General features: G+C 33.4%; 12 protein-coding genes. 7 read left to right on the top strand and 5 right to left on the bottom strand.

The features are described 5' to 3' along the window. Positions 1-153 precede the first annotated feature (153 nt). Complete coding sequence (locus RAH34_RS05770; protein ID WP_306595473.1) at positions 154-639, top strand: hypothetical protein; 486 nt, start codon at positions 154-156, stop codon at positions 637-639. A gap of 240 nt (positions 640-879) precedes the next feature. Here the strand turns inward: RAH34_RS05770 and RAH34_RS05765 are convergent, their stop codons facing one another. From RAH34_RS05765 to RAH34_RS05755, 3 genes are read right to left on the bottom strand one after another with little or no spacing between them, the layout of a single operon-like run. Further along, positions 880-1212, bottom strand: coding sequence for a helix-turn-helix domain-containing protein (locus tag RAH34_RS05765; RefSeq protein WP_306595472.1), 333 nt, complete (start codon positions 1210-1212; stop codon positions 880-882). Beyond that, complete coding sequence (locus RAH34_RS05760) at positions 1188-1607, bottom strand: transposase (protein ID WP_114822618.1); 420 nt, start codon at positions 1605-1607, stop codon at positions 1188-1190. The genes RAH34_RS05765 and RAH34_RS05760 overlap by 25 nt, the downstream gene beginning before the upstream one ends. A 36-nt stretch (positions 1608-1643) precedes the next feature. Beyond that, entirely contained in the window at positions 1644-2111 is a 468-nt protein-coding gene (locus tag RAH34_RS05755) for a hypothetical protein (protein ID WP_306595471.1), read from the bottom strand. Positions 2112-2723: 612 nt separating this feature from the next. On the opposite strand from RAH34_RS05755, the gene RAH34_RS05750 reads away from it, so the two are divergent. Beyond that, on the top strand, positions 2724-5714 hold the full coding sequence (locus tag RAH34_RS05750; protein WP_306595470.1) for a two-component regulator propeller domain-containing protein: 2991 nt from the start codon (positions 2724-2726) through the stop codon (positions 5712-5714). Then, positions 5707-6345, top strand: a complete 639-nt coding sequence (locus tag RAH34_RS05745) for a response regulator transcription factor (protein WP_306595469.1) — start codon at positions 5707-5709, stop codon at positions 6343-6345. Before RAH34_RS05750 ends, RAH34_RS05745 begins: the two co-directional genes overlap by 8 nt. A gap of 136 nt (positions 6346-6481) precedes the next feature. On the opposite strand, the gene RAH34_RS05740 is transcribed toward RAH34_RS05745, so the two are convergent. Then, positions 6482-7621, bottom strand: a complete 1140-nt coding sequence (locus RAH34_RS05740) for a hypothetical protein (protein ID WP_306595468.1) — start codon at positions 7619-7621, stop codon at positions 6482-6484. A gap of 716 nt (positions 7622-8337) precedes the next feature. On the opposite strand from RAH34_RS05740, the gene RAH34_RS05735 reads away from it, so the two are divergent. The 4 genes from RAH34_RS05735 to RAH34_RS05720 all read left to right on the top strand — a co-directional run bounded on the left by RAH34_RS05735 (position 8338) and on the right by RAH34_RS05720 (position 14201). Then, positions 8338-8751, top strand: a complete 414-nt coding sequence (locus RAH34_RS05735; RefSeq protein WP_114822640.1) for a lipocalin family protein — start codon at positions 8338-8340, stop codon at positions 8749-8751. 453 nt (positions 8752-9204) lie between these two features. Continuing rightward, positions 9205-12189: an ATP-binding protein gene (locus RAH34_RS05730; RefSeq protein ID WP_306595467.1), complete on the top strand. Its 2985-nt coding sequence runs from the start codon at positions 9205-9207 to the stop codon at positions 12187-12189. After that, the gene (locus RAH34_RS05725) at positions 12182-12817 is read left to right on the top strand and encodes a response regulator transcription factor (RefSeq protein ID WP_306595466.1); all 636 of its coding nucleotides are present in this window, start codon (positions 12182-12184) and stop codon (positions 12815-12817) included. Before RAH34_RS05730 ends, RAH34_RS05725 begins: the two co-directional genes overlap by 8 nt. Positions 12818-12929: 112 nt before the next feature. Continuing rightward, positions 12930-14201, top strand: a complete 1272-nt coding sequence (locus tag RAH34_RS05720; RefSeq protein WP_114821132.1) for a dicarboxylate/amino acid:cation symporter — start codon at positions 12930-12932, stop codon at positions 14199-14201. Between the two features lie 1066 nt (positions 14202-15267). Here the strand turns inward: RAH34_RS05720 and RAH34_RS05715 are convergent. Next, positions 15268-16125, bottom strand: a complete 858-nt coding sequence (locus RAH34_RS05715) for an EboA domain-containing protein (protein WP_306595465.1) — start codon at positions 16123-16125, stop codon at positions 15268-15270. Positions 16126-16209: the final 84 nt, after the last annotated feature.

Here is a 16209-nt window from a genome sequence, read left to right as displayed (position 1 = left end):
CCTCTTAGCATAGTACTGTTTTACAATATTTTACGTTTCAATTTATTTATTTTCGTACCATCTATTATATAAAAACCAATTTAAATCATAAAACAACAGCGTGAAGTGCAATCTTTTTTTGTTATTTTTACTCATTATAAATAAAAATAATACATGAAAAAAATACTACTTACGGGATTAGCAGTTATAGGAGGAGTTCTTACAGCAAATGCTCAGTGTAAACCTGTCACTGCTCTCGCTGAAAGTTTTGATACCTGGAAAGATATCAATAAATGCTGGACTGCTCAATCCGGGAAAGCCATGCTGTATGCAAGTGATAAACGAATTATCTTCTATTCTATGAGCAATCCCAGGGAAGATATGTATCTGGTAACGCCGGAAATTAAAGCCGGCACCTATACCCTATCACTTGATCTTTCTGATAATGGCGGAGAAACTACTTTAGAACTTTTCTCAGTAGATCATCCCTCTGATGTAAAAACGTATACTTCTATTACGAGGCCTTCCAAAATAACCGGGGAGAAAAAAACATTTACCGTTTCTTTAAAAAAAGACGCACATTTAGGTTTGAAAGTTATGCTGAATGGAGTTCATCAGGCTGTATATATGGACAACCTGTCTCTACACGCGAAGAAATAAATTTATAATAAAGCATAATAAATAACAAAGAGCTTACTCCTCGACATACAAGCAAAAAAGCAGATTATTATATTCAGATGTAAAAACTTAGAGTAAGATTTTTACTCTAAGTTTTTCATTTTTAGTTTTTTGCAGAATCGCTGTAGAAAGTTATAAAAGAGTAAAACTGCAGATACTCTTTAAAAATGAGAAAAACATAAACTTATGTATTATAATTGCTTTATGATAAAAATATGCAGTTTATACTAAAAATATCCTCTTCCACTTTGTAACAGTATTTCTGCTTAATTTAAAATGTTTGGCTAACTGACTATTATTTAATTTATATTTCTTCTGATACTCAAGAATTTCAAAAATGGTTTGTTTATCATAGGATTTGAATTTCTGATTTTCAGATACCCCATCAAAAAATATAATATTATTAATTTTCAAAACATCGGATAAAGACATTGATTCTTTTGACATATAACGCTTTATATATTCCAGTTTATCCGGACATTTGGACTCGATGAAATCATGATAAATCCTTTTATAATTAGGACCTGTATTTACTGTTTGTACTTGCTTATCCATTTATTCAGTGTTGATTTGGGAATCCCGTATTGATTAATGATTTCTACAGGAGTCTTTTTTTTATCTGCCAGCAGTTCCAATATAAAATCTATAATTTCCTTTGTATATAAACTTTTCCGGAACTGAGGCAGTTTTGATTTTACTTCATTTTTATTTTGTCTGCCAACAGGGGCATATAGAATTAAATGACTGGAATACAGACGAAAAAAATCATATTTCAATAATTTCGCCCATTTCAGAAGCACATCTGCGTCCAATGATTTCATAGAATACATTTCCAGAATCTCATTTTCCGTTGAATGCAGGAATCTGCAGATCCGGTTCATATCAATCCCCTGTTCATTTACATACTCCCGTACCAAAGTACCAATATGAATGTCTTTCAAATTTTCCATCTTAAACTATTTATTTGTATTCAGAAAGCATCCTTTTTACAGGAAATATGTTCCTGATTTTTCCTTTACTAAATTGTTTGCAATATCTTCAAAGAGCAGCTGGATTTCATCCTCACTGCAGAAAGTGATATCAATATTTCTTCTTAATACTTTCCCTGAAGAATTTGAAAAAAGAATAATGAGATATTTTCGAAAGGTGCGCTCCTGTATTTCTATTCTTACAATCTTTTTTTGTGGCATTTCAAAGACCGGGAATTTTTTCCCACTTGAAATCCATCGATAGCTTTTAATAGAAATTACCTGACCGGAGTTCTCATATTCGAAGATAAACTGGTTTTTTAAAAATCCGTACACGAGTACCAGAAACGCTGTCAGGAAAAATATTCCTATGAAATACGTGTATCCCAAATATCTGAGAACAGAAATACTTAAAAGAAGCAGCGCCAATATAACCAGCTGAACCCCCACATGATAACTTACTCTTTTCTTATTGTTTATTTTCATTGCCCTTCAATTATTAAAATTTTCTCTTCTTATTTATTTTCTATCAATGTCTTTTCTACCTGAACTCCAGAAGCAATAATAACAGACTAATGCCTCCTACTCAATACTCGTTCTATGCAATAGTCTTTGTAAATGATATCACACTCTTTCAGAAACCCGGGAGTTCCGCTGTTTAAGATGCAATCTTTGCGATTTTAACCATACCTGGTTTTCCTTCACATTTATTTACCTATCGCTTATATTTTGTTTTTTTCAGGTAAAAGTTATTTTAATCCAAAATTTAATTATAAAAATTTATTATTTAATTAAACAAAGGAATTGTAATCACATAAAAGTGAAATATAATCTGGATTTTTAAACTAAATTATTTAAGTAAATAATTCACTATAATCATTAAAACAAAGTAATAAATTAACACCGCAAATATCTGATAACATTGACAAAACATAAAATAATTACTGTAAAGATAGATGATGGATTCTGTCGTTTTTCATCCGGCTCTTTGTAGTTTATAAATGTCATTTAATTCTTTAAACAATGATTAATTTTTACTACATTTATATGAACTGAATGAAGTAAACACAAATGCATCAACTACTTTAACTTATACCAATGTTTTTTAAAGCATTCATATTTCTATTACTATTCCAGGCGCAGCTTTGTTATGGCCAGCAAGCTGCCTCGGTATGGTATGACACCGATAACGGCCTTCCTCAGAATAGTGTAAAGGATATTATTAAAGACAAATATGGATTCATATGGCTGAGTACGGAAAACGGCCTGGTGCGTTATGATGGATATAATTTTGTAACATATAATCATCTTAATCTTAAAAACAACCGGTTTTCAGTATTTTTGGGAAATATTGAAAAAGATTCCATTTATAATTTTACGGCTTATACTGAAAACACCGTTTTACTCAACAAAAGAAACGTAAGTATTTTAAATCATCAGAATAATTACGTAAAAAGAGCATTGCACGAAAGCAAGTTATACGGATTATTTGTAAAAAATGGAACTCATGAAAAAACAGATCACAAAGACTTCTTCGTTTATTTTGATACCAGGGATTCCTATCATCTTTTTAAGAATGGAACTATACGATATAACGATAAAACGACAGTCCCGATAAAGGAACTCGACGAGCATTATACAACCCATACTTTTTGCCTGGGACACACTATCTTTATTATTTCCAGGACATTACAAAAAATCATCAGAATTTCGTCAGGAAAAGTTGATTATTTGGATAGTTCAGAGATTTTCTTCCGGGATAATGTGAAGGTATACTGGAGCCAAATCAACAACCAATGTTTCATTCTTCATGATAATATTTTGTACAAAGTTTCCTATCAGAACAATAGAATCAGTTTAAAAAAGATGTTCCATTATGATCTTAACGAAAACTCTTTAGTTTCCGTGTATCATGATGAAATTAATAATAAAGTATATCTTGGAACATTATCAGACGGGCTGGATGTAGTGAAATTCAATAATTTTCATGTAGCCAACCGGTCTGATAAATCCTATGAAAATATTTTTTATTCCGTACTTCCTTTCGAAAAGGATAAAGTAATTACTTCTTCAGGAGATGTTTACAATGAAAACGGACTGGTAAAACAGTATCATTTTACTACAACAAACAAGTATTTTCTGTTCTATGACAGCCATAAAAATATTCTCGTCCAAAACGGTACTTCATTAGTCCGTTTTTTCAGAGATTCTGATTATTCAAAAAATGAATCTCTGAATTTCACGAAGACAAGACCTTATGTTTTGAATATCCCTCCCTATCACGTGATGGTATTCCATCTTCCTTCACTACATTCTGAACTCATCTTCTATAAGGATTCTGACTTTAAAAAACCTTTTTTACAGTTTACAATTCCTAATATTGCCACGACAATACAGGAACTGGGATATCATAAATGGCTGGTAGGAACCAGAGATGCTTTATATGTGATAGAAGCTCCCTCTTTTAGCCCTAAAAAAATATCTGCAGCGCCGTTACATGTAAGAGAAATTACAAAATCAAAGGATGGGAATCTTTGGATCACGACTCAGGGAGATGGTCTTTTTCTATATCAAAACGAGCGGCTTATTAAAATGCCTGAGGATAAAAACGGATATCTTTTATTTTCTCATACGATTCTGGAAGACAAAAAAGGTTTTTTCTGGATCAGCACCAACAACGGATTATTCAAGATCCTGAAAGATAACCTCCTGCAGTATGCAAAGGACAGAAAAACGTTACCCAACTATTACCGGTACAGCAAAGAAGACGGCTTTACTACCAATGAGTTTAATGGAGGAAGTTCTCCAACAGCTGCAGCTCTTCCCAACGGAAATTTTGTGTTTCCTTCTATCAAAGGTCTGGTATTTTTTGATCCTGAAAAAATAAGAAGCTATTATCCTAAAAATTTCTTTTTGGAACGGGTTGTATTCTATGATTCCAAAAGCAGTATAAAAGAGCGGAAGATCAATCTGGAAAACAATTTTTATAAAGCGGTCATTTTAGTAGATGTTCCTTATTACGCCAACAGAGCTAATTTGGTTATCGACGCCAAATTGAAAGGTTGTAAGAATGAAAACTGGGAAAGGGTGGGCAGTGACGGTAAATATTATATTGCAAATCTGGAGCCGGGCTACTATCAGCTTATAGTGAGAGTATTGGCTTCTCCCGAAGGAAAATATATCTATAAAACAATTAATATCAATGTAAAGTACTTATTTCACCAAACACTCATTTTTAAATTCTTTGTTGTGTTGCTATTGACAATGATTGTATTTACACTTTTTAAAATAAGAATAAAAAGACAGGAACAAAAGAAAAGAGAACTTGAAAAAATCATTGAAATAAGAACACAAAAACTATCAAAAGCAGTATTAAAATTGGAATACACCAAAGAACAGCTCCGAAAAGAGAGCGTACAGCAGAAAAAACTATTGGAGACAATAAGCCATGATATCATTACTCCCATAAAGTATTTATCCATTACAGCCCAAAAGTTGTATGAGACAGATGAACATGACCGCTACATACAAAAGAAATATTTCGAGAGTTTTTACACTTCTTCTGTAGAGTTTTACAATTTCGTGAAAACCCTGAAGGAATACGCTGAGATTTACAACATTTCTGAAAAAAATGAGATCTATAATATTTATGAGGTGGTAGAAACTAAAAAAGCACTTTTTGAGGTTGCGGCTAAAGAACAAAACACCCGGATTATCAACAATATTAAAGATCCTACCTACTCGAAAAACAATCAAAATGTGATCGCTGTTATTATCCATAATCTTATAGACAACGCGGTTAAAAATACCACTAATGGAATCATAGAACTCTCTACTGATGAAGACAGCAGTACTTTTTTTCTGGAGGTAAAAGATACGGGTAAGGGAATGAGCCGGGAACAAATGACCTATTATGAAAAACTTCAGGATAATATTGAAAATGAAAAACTGGTTTTACAAAAATACAGCTTAGGATTACATCTTATTCTTCAGCTTCTTATGATGATCAATGGTAAAATTGAATTTAAAAATAATACCCCTAATGGAACGATACTATCAATTAAAATAAAAAAACAAAAAGATGACTAGAAAAATTATCATTGCAGATGATCATTTTGTAGTAAGATTAGGAACCACCTTAATTCTGGAATCTCACTACAAAGATGCAAAAATTTCCTGCGCAGAATCCTATACGGAACTCACAGAAAAACTATATGCAGAGTCGTTTGACCTGCTGATCTTAGATATCAATATGCCGGAAAGCAAATACCTGGGTATGATTGGTGAGATAAAAATAATACAGCCCAATCTTAAAATCCTGGTTTTTTCAGTATATGACAATGATATTGCCGTACAGTATATCATTGAAGGAGCTGATGGATACATTAACAAATTATCGGATGAAAATAATATCCTTGAAGCTGTTCAGCAAATATTTGAAACCGGAACGTATTATTCTCCGGATATCGTAAAAAAACTCGTGTCTTCAGCTAAAAAAGACAGTCCTATCAATCCGCTGGAAACATTATCCGAAAGAGAAAAGGAAATATTCGATCTTCTGGCCAAAGGGTACGGGAATATTGAGATATCAAATGAGTTGAACCTGCACCTTTCTACCGTAAGCACTTACAAAGCAAGAGTTTATAAAAAACTCAACATTAAAAACACTGTTGATCTGGTACGGTTAGGAGATAAAAACCAGACCCACAAACCTAAATAAACTCCCGGTATGTAATAATGCCAGAGAAAGATCAATTGAAGGACATGTGGGTATATTAAAAAAACGGAATAAAACATTCCGTTTTTTTTAATCATCTGTGTATCCTATAAGAACCGCAAAATTCTTTATTACAATTTTATCGATGCTTTTTTAATTTATTTTTTTGTAATTTTTGGGTTAAGCCAAGCAGAGTATGTATTTGTTTTTTTTGCATATCAATTTGCTTTTGCTGCTGTATAACATATAAATACAATTCTTCTACTTTTTCCAGAGTCTGAGTAGACAATTTGGTAATATCAAAAGAATAACCCTCATCGGTTTTTTCCAGCTCCTTGATGGAAGTTACTCCAGGCAAATGTTTGTTTTGCATAATAAATCTTTCTGTGTCATAGATATTGGCAAATTTATATCTGGAATTCAGTAAGGATTTTCCAGTGTAATATTTTTGAAATACATAATCAGGATAGGTGGCTGTTGCTGTGGTAATGCTTCCGTTTACTTTTAATTTCTCACCTGGGGCAAACGTTGTACTGGCATATCCGATACCAACATTTGCGGCAAAGAATGAATTTCCATTCGGTGTAATACGGAGTTGTTCAGTGCCAGCGGCTTCATCGGTAGGTGTTGTAACAAATAAAATACCACTGGGTGCTGAAGTATAGCTTGTCCCTATTGATAAATTGGTACTGTTTCCTGCAGCCCTGATCTGTGCTCCGCCGTTGGTATCTGTAAAAATATGCATACTTGGATTCCCTCCGTTCGATAAGGATATTGTTGCTCTTGTTCCTGCACCCGAATCCTGTACGATACCAAGACCTACACTATTATTAATAGTTGTCGTTTGTTGATTCACGAATTTCAGATCATTCCCATTTTGGGTAATAGTTCTGGTATTGGTAAGAGTACCATCAGCATTATACATATTGCTATAATTACTGATCAGTTTTTGCCATGCTGTACCATCGAAATAGTAATACCCGATGCTGTCGATATTAAGTCTTGGTCCTGAATTATCACCAGCTGAGATATCAGTAATATACACCAATGCTCCTTTTTGATTAGTTCCGTAAAGAGCATCTCCTTTAGCAGAAAGGTCGGCACGGGTAAGTCTCGGTGCCTGAAGTCCGTCAACATCCGTAACGCCTAATTTTCCATTCACATCCAATGTGGAATTAGGCGTTGTAGTATTAATCCCTATACCTGCTGTCTGTGCAAAAGTATTCGCAGAAGCTATCAATAGAACTGCTGTTAATAAAGTTGTTAAATCTTTTTTCATTGCTTCAATTTTAGTGTTTATTTTTTTGAAATAAAATATAAGACCAGTAAGTAAATCCAATATGTACCTGGGCATTACTACCACAAGACTGAGAAATATTCCTTTACTTTAAAGGGGAATAGGAAAAAAAGAGGTTTTTGTCTAATGATAAACAAAAGCGGACTCAAAATCTTTAGGGAACGGTGTAAATGGATGTTCTGCGGATAGCTTTTTATTGGTACTTTTTGGTGAGTTTAAATATATTTTTATTCTTCTGTTTTGTATTTTGATCATTACTGAATTAGCAGTTCTCTTATTTTTCAGGGAACGAACTTATTGATAATGCAAAATTAAATCTCACAATGCAAAAAACTTAAGATTAGTATGTAAAAATACATCACCCTACATGTAGTAATATGTCTCACTTATGTAGTTTAAAAACTACATAATTCTTAAATAAGTGAAATATCAATAAAAAATTACGACAATTATTGATGGATGACAATTAAAATTGTAGTTTATGTAGTTTTATAACTACGGGTTAGAAAAAGTTCTATCGGGAACATTTACGTACTTTTGCTGATAATAGGTAGTGGCACTATATTGATAAAAATAATAGAACGTTACTGTCAATTTTTAAGAGAATTCAGATTATCATTTACATGGTAGTTGCTTTACAGGATCATTCTTTACATAGATCAAAAACTTACAGATATAAAAAAAAATATAGAATTATAATGCAAAAGGCACTTTCACTAATGATCCTTGGTATTTTGACAGCATGTAGCTCCCCCAAAAAAGAAAATACAAAGGTAAATTCGGAATCAGTATCCAACGCAAATATCCAAATGGCTGCGCTTACAGGAAAATGGGTTCAACCTATTCCAGGGCAAAAAAATGGAAAGCAAGGTATTGAATTTCATGCCAATGGTGTTGCTACATCCATAAATAGGCACACTTTACTGTATGAACAATGGGAAGTTTCTCACGATACATTATTTTTATGGTACCACACCGAAGGCATAAGACAGGTTTCAAGTGATATTGATACGCTGCTGATCAAAAAACTGGATCATCAATCTTTGGTTGTTTTATCTTTAGCAGGAGATTCTACATCCAACATTGAAGAGATTTATCACAAGGAAAATTAAATCTGCACTCTGATTGATCATCTGCATTATTCTCTTCAAACAGTTACAGTTAAAAAGAAGAATTCTTTTCTGTCCATGATATTCTGATGCTGCCATTGAAAACCATGGACGGATTTTAAATTATAAAAATCAGCTGTTTATATTCGTCTCATATCATTGATTTTATTTTATCACAAATACAACAAATGACATTTATTTCATCATTATTACCAAAAGCCATTGATCAGAATATCAATCCCATAAGTTTCACACCCATCACAGAACACAAAATGTAGCATGTGTTTAATTAACAGCTAAAATTCATCCTAAAAAGCCCTATAAACTGACATGGCTGTCATTTTTAATTTAAAAGTATGTAGTTTTAAAATGACACTCAACGCTTCTTTTAGCTTTTAAAATTTGCTAATTTTATAATTATATACCATGAATACTTTATAACTACAAGTATTAAAAATGTTTTATAAACAACTTATATTTATATTTTTCATAAATATTCAATTGTATTACAGCCAGCAGACGGCATCGGTATGGTATGATACAGATAAAGGACTTCCTCAGAACAGTGTAAAGGATATTATCAAAGACAAGTACGGATTTATCTGGATCAGTACAGAAAATGGATTGGTACGGTATGATGGAAATAATTTTGTAACCTATAATCATCTCAAATTTAAGAATAACAGATTTACCTCCTTTTTGGGAAATGCCAAAAAAGACACTATTTACAATACCACTGCTTACAATGAAAATATCGCATTGATCTCCAAAAGAAATGTAAAACTTCTGAATCAAAAATCGGGCTGCCTTCAAAGGGTAATACGTGAAAGCAGATCAAACTTTATTTTCACTAAGAATGCAATACCGGAGCCATTTGAAAATACGGATTTCTTTGTGTATTTTGATAAGAAGAACTACTATCACTTGTTTCACAATGGAACAATACAATATAAGGATCACACCATTGCAACACTGAAAAATCTGCATAAAAACTATATTCTGGATACATTTTGCTTTAACCAGAATATTTTTATCATTTCCAGATCTTTAAAAAAAATAATTAAAATTTCTCCGGCCCAGATAACTTACCTGAATGCCCCTGAAGTTTTTTTTAAGAATGATATAAAAGTATACTGGAGCCAGATCAACAATCAATCTTTTATTATCCAGAATCATTCGTTGTATAGAATACATTACGAGTGCGATAGCTTTAGTCTGAAAAAATTAGCAGATTATGACCTTAATAAGAATTCCTTATCTTCCATCTATCATGATGAAGTGAACAATAAGCTGTACCTGGGTACATTATCCGATGGATTGAATGTTATAAAATTCAACAATTTTCATGTAGCCAACCGGTCAGATAAATCCTATGAAAATATTTTTCATTCACTGCTTCCTTTTGAAAATGACAAGGTAATCAATTCCTTAGGTGATGTATACAATGAAAACGGACTGGTAAAAAAATATCATTTTAACACGACCGATCATTTTTTTTTACTGTATGATAATCAACAGAATATCCTTGTCCAGCGGGAATCAGGCTTATTACGCTTTCTTAAAAATTCCGATTATTCTAAAAAAGAAAAGCTTGCTCTGAAAAATGAGCCCTCCCGTGCCTGGAAACTGAGGAATTATTATGTAGCAACTTTTCACAAACCTATTTTAAAATCTACTCTTTCTTTTTATAAAGATTCCGGTTTTAAAAATCCTTTTTTACAATTTTCTCTTCCTAATATTGTAACTACTGTTCATGAATATGACCATGACAAATGGCTGGTAGGGACCAGAGATGCTTTATATATAATAGAAGCACCCAATTTTAGTCCTAAAAAAATATCTACTGCTTCATTACATGTAAGAGAAATCACTAAAACAAAGGATGGAAATGTTTGGATCATGACTCAGGGAAACGGTTTCTTTCTCTATCAAAAAGACCAGCTTATCAAAATGCCCGTGGATGAAAACCGATATCTTTTATTTTCACATACTATTCTGGAAGACAAAAAAGGCTTTTTCTGGATCAGCACCAACAATGGCTTGTTCAAGGTACTGAAAAGCAGCCTTCTGCAATATGCTAAAGACAGAAAAAACATGCCCAGCTATTACCGGTACAGCAAAGAAGACGGCTTTAATACCAACGAGTTCAATGGAGGCTGTTCACCCAGTGCTGCTGCTCTTCCCAACGGAAATTTTGTATTCCCTTCTATCAAAGGACTTTTATTTTTTGATCCGGAAAAAATAAGAAGCTATTACCCTAAAAACTTCTTTTTGGAAAGGGTTATATTCTATGATTGCAAAAGCAACATACAAGGACAGAATATTAATCTGGAAAACAATTTTTATAAAGCGGTGATTGTAGTAGATGTTCCTTATTATACCAACAGAGCTAATTTGGTTATCGAAGGAAAACTGAAAGGCGGTAAGAATGAAAAATGGGAAAGAGTGGGAAGTGATGGCAAATATTACATCTCAAACCTGCAACCGGGCCAATATCAGCTTATGGTGAGGGTATTGGCTTCTCCACAAGGAAAATATATCTATAAAACAATTAATATCAACGTAAAACACCTGTTTTATCAGATACTCATCTTTAAGCTTTTTATCATATTTATTATATCAATTCTCATTTTAAAATTAATAAAATTCAGACTAAAAAGACAAATATTAAAAAAGAAGGAACTTGAAGAAATTATTACAGTAAGAACCCGGAAACTATCCAAAACAGTTTCAACATTAGAGTACACCAAGGAACAACTCCGAAAAGAGAGCTTACAGCAGAAAAAACTATTGGAGACAATAAGCCATGATATCATTACTCCCATAAAGTATTTATCCATTACAGCCCAAAAGTTGTATGAAACCGATGAACATGACCGCTACATACAAAAGAAATATTTCGAGAGTTTCTACAAATCTTCTGTAGAGTTTTACAATTTCGTGAAGACCCTGAAGGAATACGCTGAGATCTATAACATTTCTGAAAAAAATGAGAAATATAATGTCTACGAAGTTGTGGAAGCTAAAAAAGCACTTTTTGAGGTCGCTGCCAAAGAGCAAAATACGCGTATTATCAACAATATTAAAGATCCCACGTACTCGAAAAAAAATCAGAATGTAATTGCTGTTATCATCCATAATCTCATAGACAATGCGATTAAAAATACTACTGATGGGAGCATAGAGATTTCTACAAGTGAAGACAGCAGAACCTTTTTCCTGGAGGTAAAAGATACGGGGAAAGGAATGAGTAAGGAACAAATGACCTATTATGAAAAACTTCAGGATAATATTGAAAATGAAAAACTGGTTTTACAAAAATACAGCTTAGGATTACATCTTATTCTTCAGCTTCTTATGATGATCAATGGTAAAATTGAATTTAAAAACAATACCCCAAAGGGAACTGTTGTATCCATTAAAATTAAAAAATATGATTAAGAAAATTATTATTGCAGATGATCATTTTGTAGTAAGATTAGGAACCACCTTAATTCTGGAATCTCACCACAAAGATGTGAAAATTTCCTGCGCAGAATCCTATACGGAACTCACAGACAAACTATATGCAGAGTCTTTTGACCTGCTGATCTTAGATATCAATATGCCGGAAAGCAAATACCTGGGTATGATTAGTGAGATAAAAATAATACAGCCCCATCTTAAAATCCTGGTTTTTTCAGTATATGACAATGATATTGCCGTACAGTATATCATTGAAGGAGCTGACGGCTACATTAATAAATTATCGGATGAAAATAATATCGTGGAAGCTGTTCAGCAAATATTTGAAACCGGAACATATTATTCTCCGGATATCGTAAAAAAACTCGTGTCTTCAGCTAAAAAAGACACCCCCATCAATCCGCTGGAAATGCTATCCGAAAGAGAAAAGGAAATATTTGATCTGTTGATCAAAGGCTATGGAAATATTGAAATATCGAATGAGTTGAACCTTCACCTTTCTACCGTAAGCACTTACAAAGCAAGAATTTATAAAAAATTAAATATAAAAAACGCCGTTGATCTCGTAAGGATGGGAGAACGGAATCAAGCACATAAAAAATAATCCTTTGAAAAGAATGTCCTTTTCTTTTTGCGTTGCCGAACGTCTATGCTTCTGTTTGCCGTGCATTCCCGTGAATTATAACAGCCTTATTATATAATATTATAACCCCTTTATGAAATCAAAAAAAATATATCAGCAGCTTTACTTTCAAGTTGTTATTGCAATCATTGCCGGCGTACTTTTAGGCCAGTTTTATCCTGAAATAGGTGAGAAAATGAAACCGTTGGGTGACGGTTTTATTAAATTGGTTAAAATGATTATAGCACCGGTTATTTTTATTACCCTCACATTGGGAATTGCTCATATGACAGACCTTACAAAAGTGGGAAGAATCGCTGTAAAATCGATGATCTATTTTCTCACCTTCTCTACCGTGGCACTTTTCATCGGACTTATTATAGGAAATCTATTGCAGCCCGGCTCCGGATTGAATATTGATCCCGCCAATCTTTCGGGTGATATTTCCCAATACCAGCAGAAAGCCCATGGAACTACTATTGCAGAATTTCTCACCAATATTATTCCGGACACTTTATTCAGTCCTCTTGTGGGTGATAATATTCTTCAGATACTTTTGGTCTCCATTTTACTTGGGGTTGCTTTGGTATTAACTAAAGATAAAAGCCAAAATATCATCGATTTTATGCAGAATTTATCAGCTCCTATCTTTAAAATTGTTCATATGCTGATGAAGCTTGCCCCTATCGGTGCTTTCGGGGCGATGGCATTTACGATCGGGAAATACGGACTCTATTCTGTTTTAAATCTGATTTTTTTGGTGGGTACTTTTTATATCGCCTCTATCCTGTTTGTTATTATCATTTTAGGAGGTGTGGCGTGGTACAATGGATTTAATATTTTCAAACTCATCGTTTATCTTAAAGAAGAAGTTCTTATGGTATTAGGAACGAGTTCTTCAGAATCTGCACTGCCCGGGATTATGGAAAAGCTTGAAAAAGCAGGATGCTCAAAAACTATTGTGGGTTTTGTAGTTCCTACCGGTTATTCTTTTAATCTTGATGGAACCAATATTTATATGACTCTTGCTTCCCTCTTTATTGCCCAGGCTCTCAATATCCAGCTTCCCATTGAAAAACAGCTGGCCCTCGTTCTGGTTGCCATGCTCAGTTCTAAAGGAGCAGCAGGAGTTACAGGAGCAGGCTTTGTTACTTTAGCAGCAACATTGGCTATTGTACCTGAAATTCCTCTTACCGGAATGACCCTTATTTTAGGAATTGATAAGTTTATGAGTGAATGCAGAGCTATTACAAACGTTATTGGTAATTCTGTGGCTACCGTTGTGGTGGCTAACTGGGAGAATCAACTGGACAAAAAGCAACTACAGCTATGCCTTAATTATCCCAATAAAGACCTTATTGAATAAAACATTATGTCCCATCCATTTTTAGTAATCATTGCTTCCACAGCCTGATAACGCTTATAAATTTCGGTCGGTATTCGGATTGTCACTGACTGTCGATGGGTTATCAATAAGTAAATCTATACTTTTAAATCTGCAGGGCTTCCCACAACTTTAACCCCCTTTAATAATCACAATAAAAAACGTCAGACCTATCATTAAATAACTACAGCTCTGATAGTCAGCCAAGCTGTATAATTGTATAGCTTTGCTTCATAAAAGAAATACTATTAAAGTTATTGTGTTTATGCTTATTTCTATTGACATCCCTTAAATAAGAATCATTTAACATTCATTCTATTTAGCTGCCTGTATTTTTACGATGATACAGGATTAAGATGGGCTCATTGAGCTCATCTTTTTTTTATTCTACCCTTAAATCAAAAACTACTTCACTTGGCAATCTATAACTTCATTGATGTGGTTTTATATCTACACCTTCTATTTCTTATTACTTAAGCTATTTTAATAAGTTTGTCATCATTAAGTTGTTGATGTATACTTACTATTAATACTCAAAGTAAATAAAAGTTAGAAGGACTTCTTTAAGTATAAAAAATATATCCACATGATCAATTTCCGATTTTTAGTACTATCATATTATTCATAACACTAAATTTCATCATTTTAAGCCTTATGGTATTGAAGTCGGAATAAGCCAGGAAACTTTTTAAGGATATAGTGTATTATTAGTATGTAAGTGTACAATGAAAGATGGGCGTTATGCCCATCTTTCTTTTTTCATCCCCTATTCATTTCAGCTGCTTCTATTTATTTACTTTTACAGATATAAAAGATATTTCCAAAGCTTCTACACAAAAAAAGAGGCAAAAACCTCTTTAGATGATTTTGCCTCCCAATGAAAAGTAAAAATTTATATGCTATCCAATCCTAGAGCAATAATTGAGACACTTACAAACTCATAAGGAACGTATTAATATTTTTATTGTCAAAATCTAAATCTTACTATTTATTAGTTTAAAATACACGTTATTTTGAGATCAACAAAACTCATCATTTTGATCAATTTTTACATTTCTCTATTTTGACGGTAATATTGTTCTCCGATATAGTTCCACAAGGTAATATTGATAGGCCTTAATATATTATTGCATGTATTGGAAGCATTTTCTCTGAGCACAATAATGGCTGCGTGCTTTGACAGCCGGTCGCCTGCTTCGATGACTTTCACCAGACATGCTGTGACCTCCTTATTGACGTATCCATCCATTAAACGCCATACCTCCGGGGATACTGTTCTTCCTGCAGCCCATTCTTCGCGAATATACTGAGTAACGATAAAAACCAGCTTTTCATTTTTGCGCAGATCCAAATTGGTGATCTTATACAGTGGACGTTCCATGAAGAGAGCCTTAAGAACCAACTGATTCCAGGAATCCACAGGCAGATATTTAGCGGCAAAAGGGTTTAAAAGGGCTATGGAATCAAAAACAGAAGTGATATTGATACTGATACCTTCTTCAACAAGAGGAACAAACTCACAGGCATTTTCAAGGAAGAAAATTCCTTTGTAGATACTGATCAGTTCACTGATATCTACTAGCTGCGTTAGTTTTTTTATGACAGTTACATTCTGATCTTCAGGAATATAAATCATCAGTAAACACCGGCAGAGCTGCTGAAGGTTCCATTGGCCGGAGGTAAGGCCCGGATACAATTGTTCAAGGTTAATTTTTTCTGATGAGCTCCATTCTGGTGAAACGGGTGAGATCATTTGGGAAATCAGTCCGAAGTTCTCGAAGAAATGGGTCTCATCTTCAAATAGCATCACTGTTTTCATCCAATCCATCTGGACATCTGAAAGCCTGGCCTGAAGTATTGAGTATACTATTTCGCAGGCATTATTTTTAAAAGTATTCTCTGTCATCTCAGAGTAGTGTTTTTTGAATTGTTATATAATTGTTGTATGTATTGGAGTTTCAAGTATTCATTTTTTGTGCCTACTCTATCA

Source organism: Chryseobacterium sp. WLY505 (genome assembly GCF_030846215.1).
Classification (GTDB): Bacteria; Bacteroidota; Bacteroidia; order Flavobacteriales; family Weeksellaceae; genus Chryseobacterium.
Note: the sequence above shows the minus strand (reverse complement) of the source record. Positions and strands in the feature narration are given on the sequence as shown.

Coding starts and splice junctions, on each gene's coding strand:
- RAH34_RS05770 (WP_306595473.1), top strand. CDS start 154: ATGAAAAAAATACTACTTACGGGATTAGCAGTTATAGGAGGAGTTCTT.
- RAH34_RS05750 (WP_306595470.1), top strand. CDS start 2,724: ATGTTTTTTAAAGCATTCATATTTCTATTACTATTCCAGGCGCAGCTT.
- RAH34_RS05735 (WP_114822640.1), top strand. CDS start 8,338: ATGCAAAAGGCACTTTCACTAATGATCCTTGGTATTTTGACAGCATGT.
- RAH34_RS05720 (WP_114821132.1), top strand. CDS start 12,930: ATGAAATCAAAAAAAATATATCAGCAGCTTTACTTTCAAGTTGTTATT.
- RAH34_RS05755 (WP_306595471.1), bottom strand. CDS start 2,111: ATGAAAATAAACAATAAGAAAAGAGTAAGTTATCATGTGGGGGTTCAG.
- RAH34_RS05740 (WP_306595468.1), bottom strand. CDS start 7,621: ATGAAAAAAGATTTAACAACTTTATTAACAGCAGTTCTATTGATAGCT.
- RAH34_RS05765 (WP_306595472.1), bottom strand. CDS start 1,212: ATGGATAAGCAAGTACAAACAGTAAATACAGGTCCTAATTATAAAAGG.
- RAH34_RS05725 (WP_306595466.1), top strand. CDS start 12,182: ATGATTAAGAAAATTATTATTGCAGATGATCATTTTGTAGTAAGATTA.
- RAH34_RS05745 (WP_306595469.1), top strand. CDS start 5,707: ATGACTAGAAAAATTATCATTGCAGATGATCATTTTGTAGTAAGATTA.
- RAH34_RS05730 (WP_306595467.1), top strand. CDS start 9,205: ATGTTTTATAAACAACTTATATTTATATTTTTCATAAATATTCAATTG.
- RAH34_RS05760 (WP_114822618.1), bottom strand. CDS start 1,607: ATGGAAAATTTGAAAGACATTCATATTGGTACTTTGGTACGGGAGTAT.
- RAH34_RS05715 (WP_306595465.1), bottom strand. CDS start 16,125: ATGACAGAGAATACTTTTAAAAATAATGCCTGCGAAATAGTATACTCA.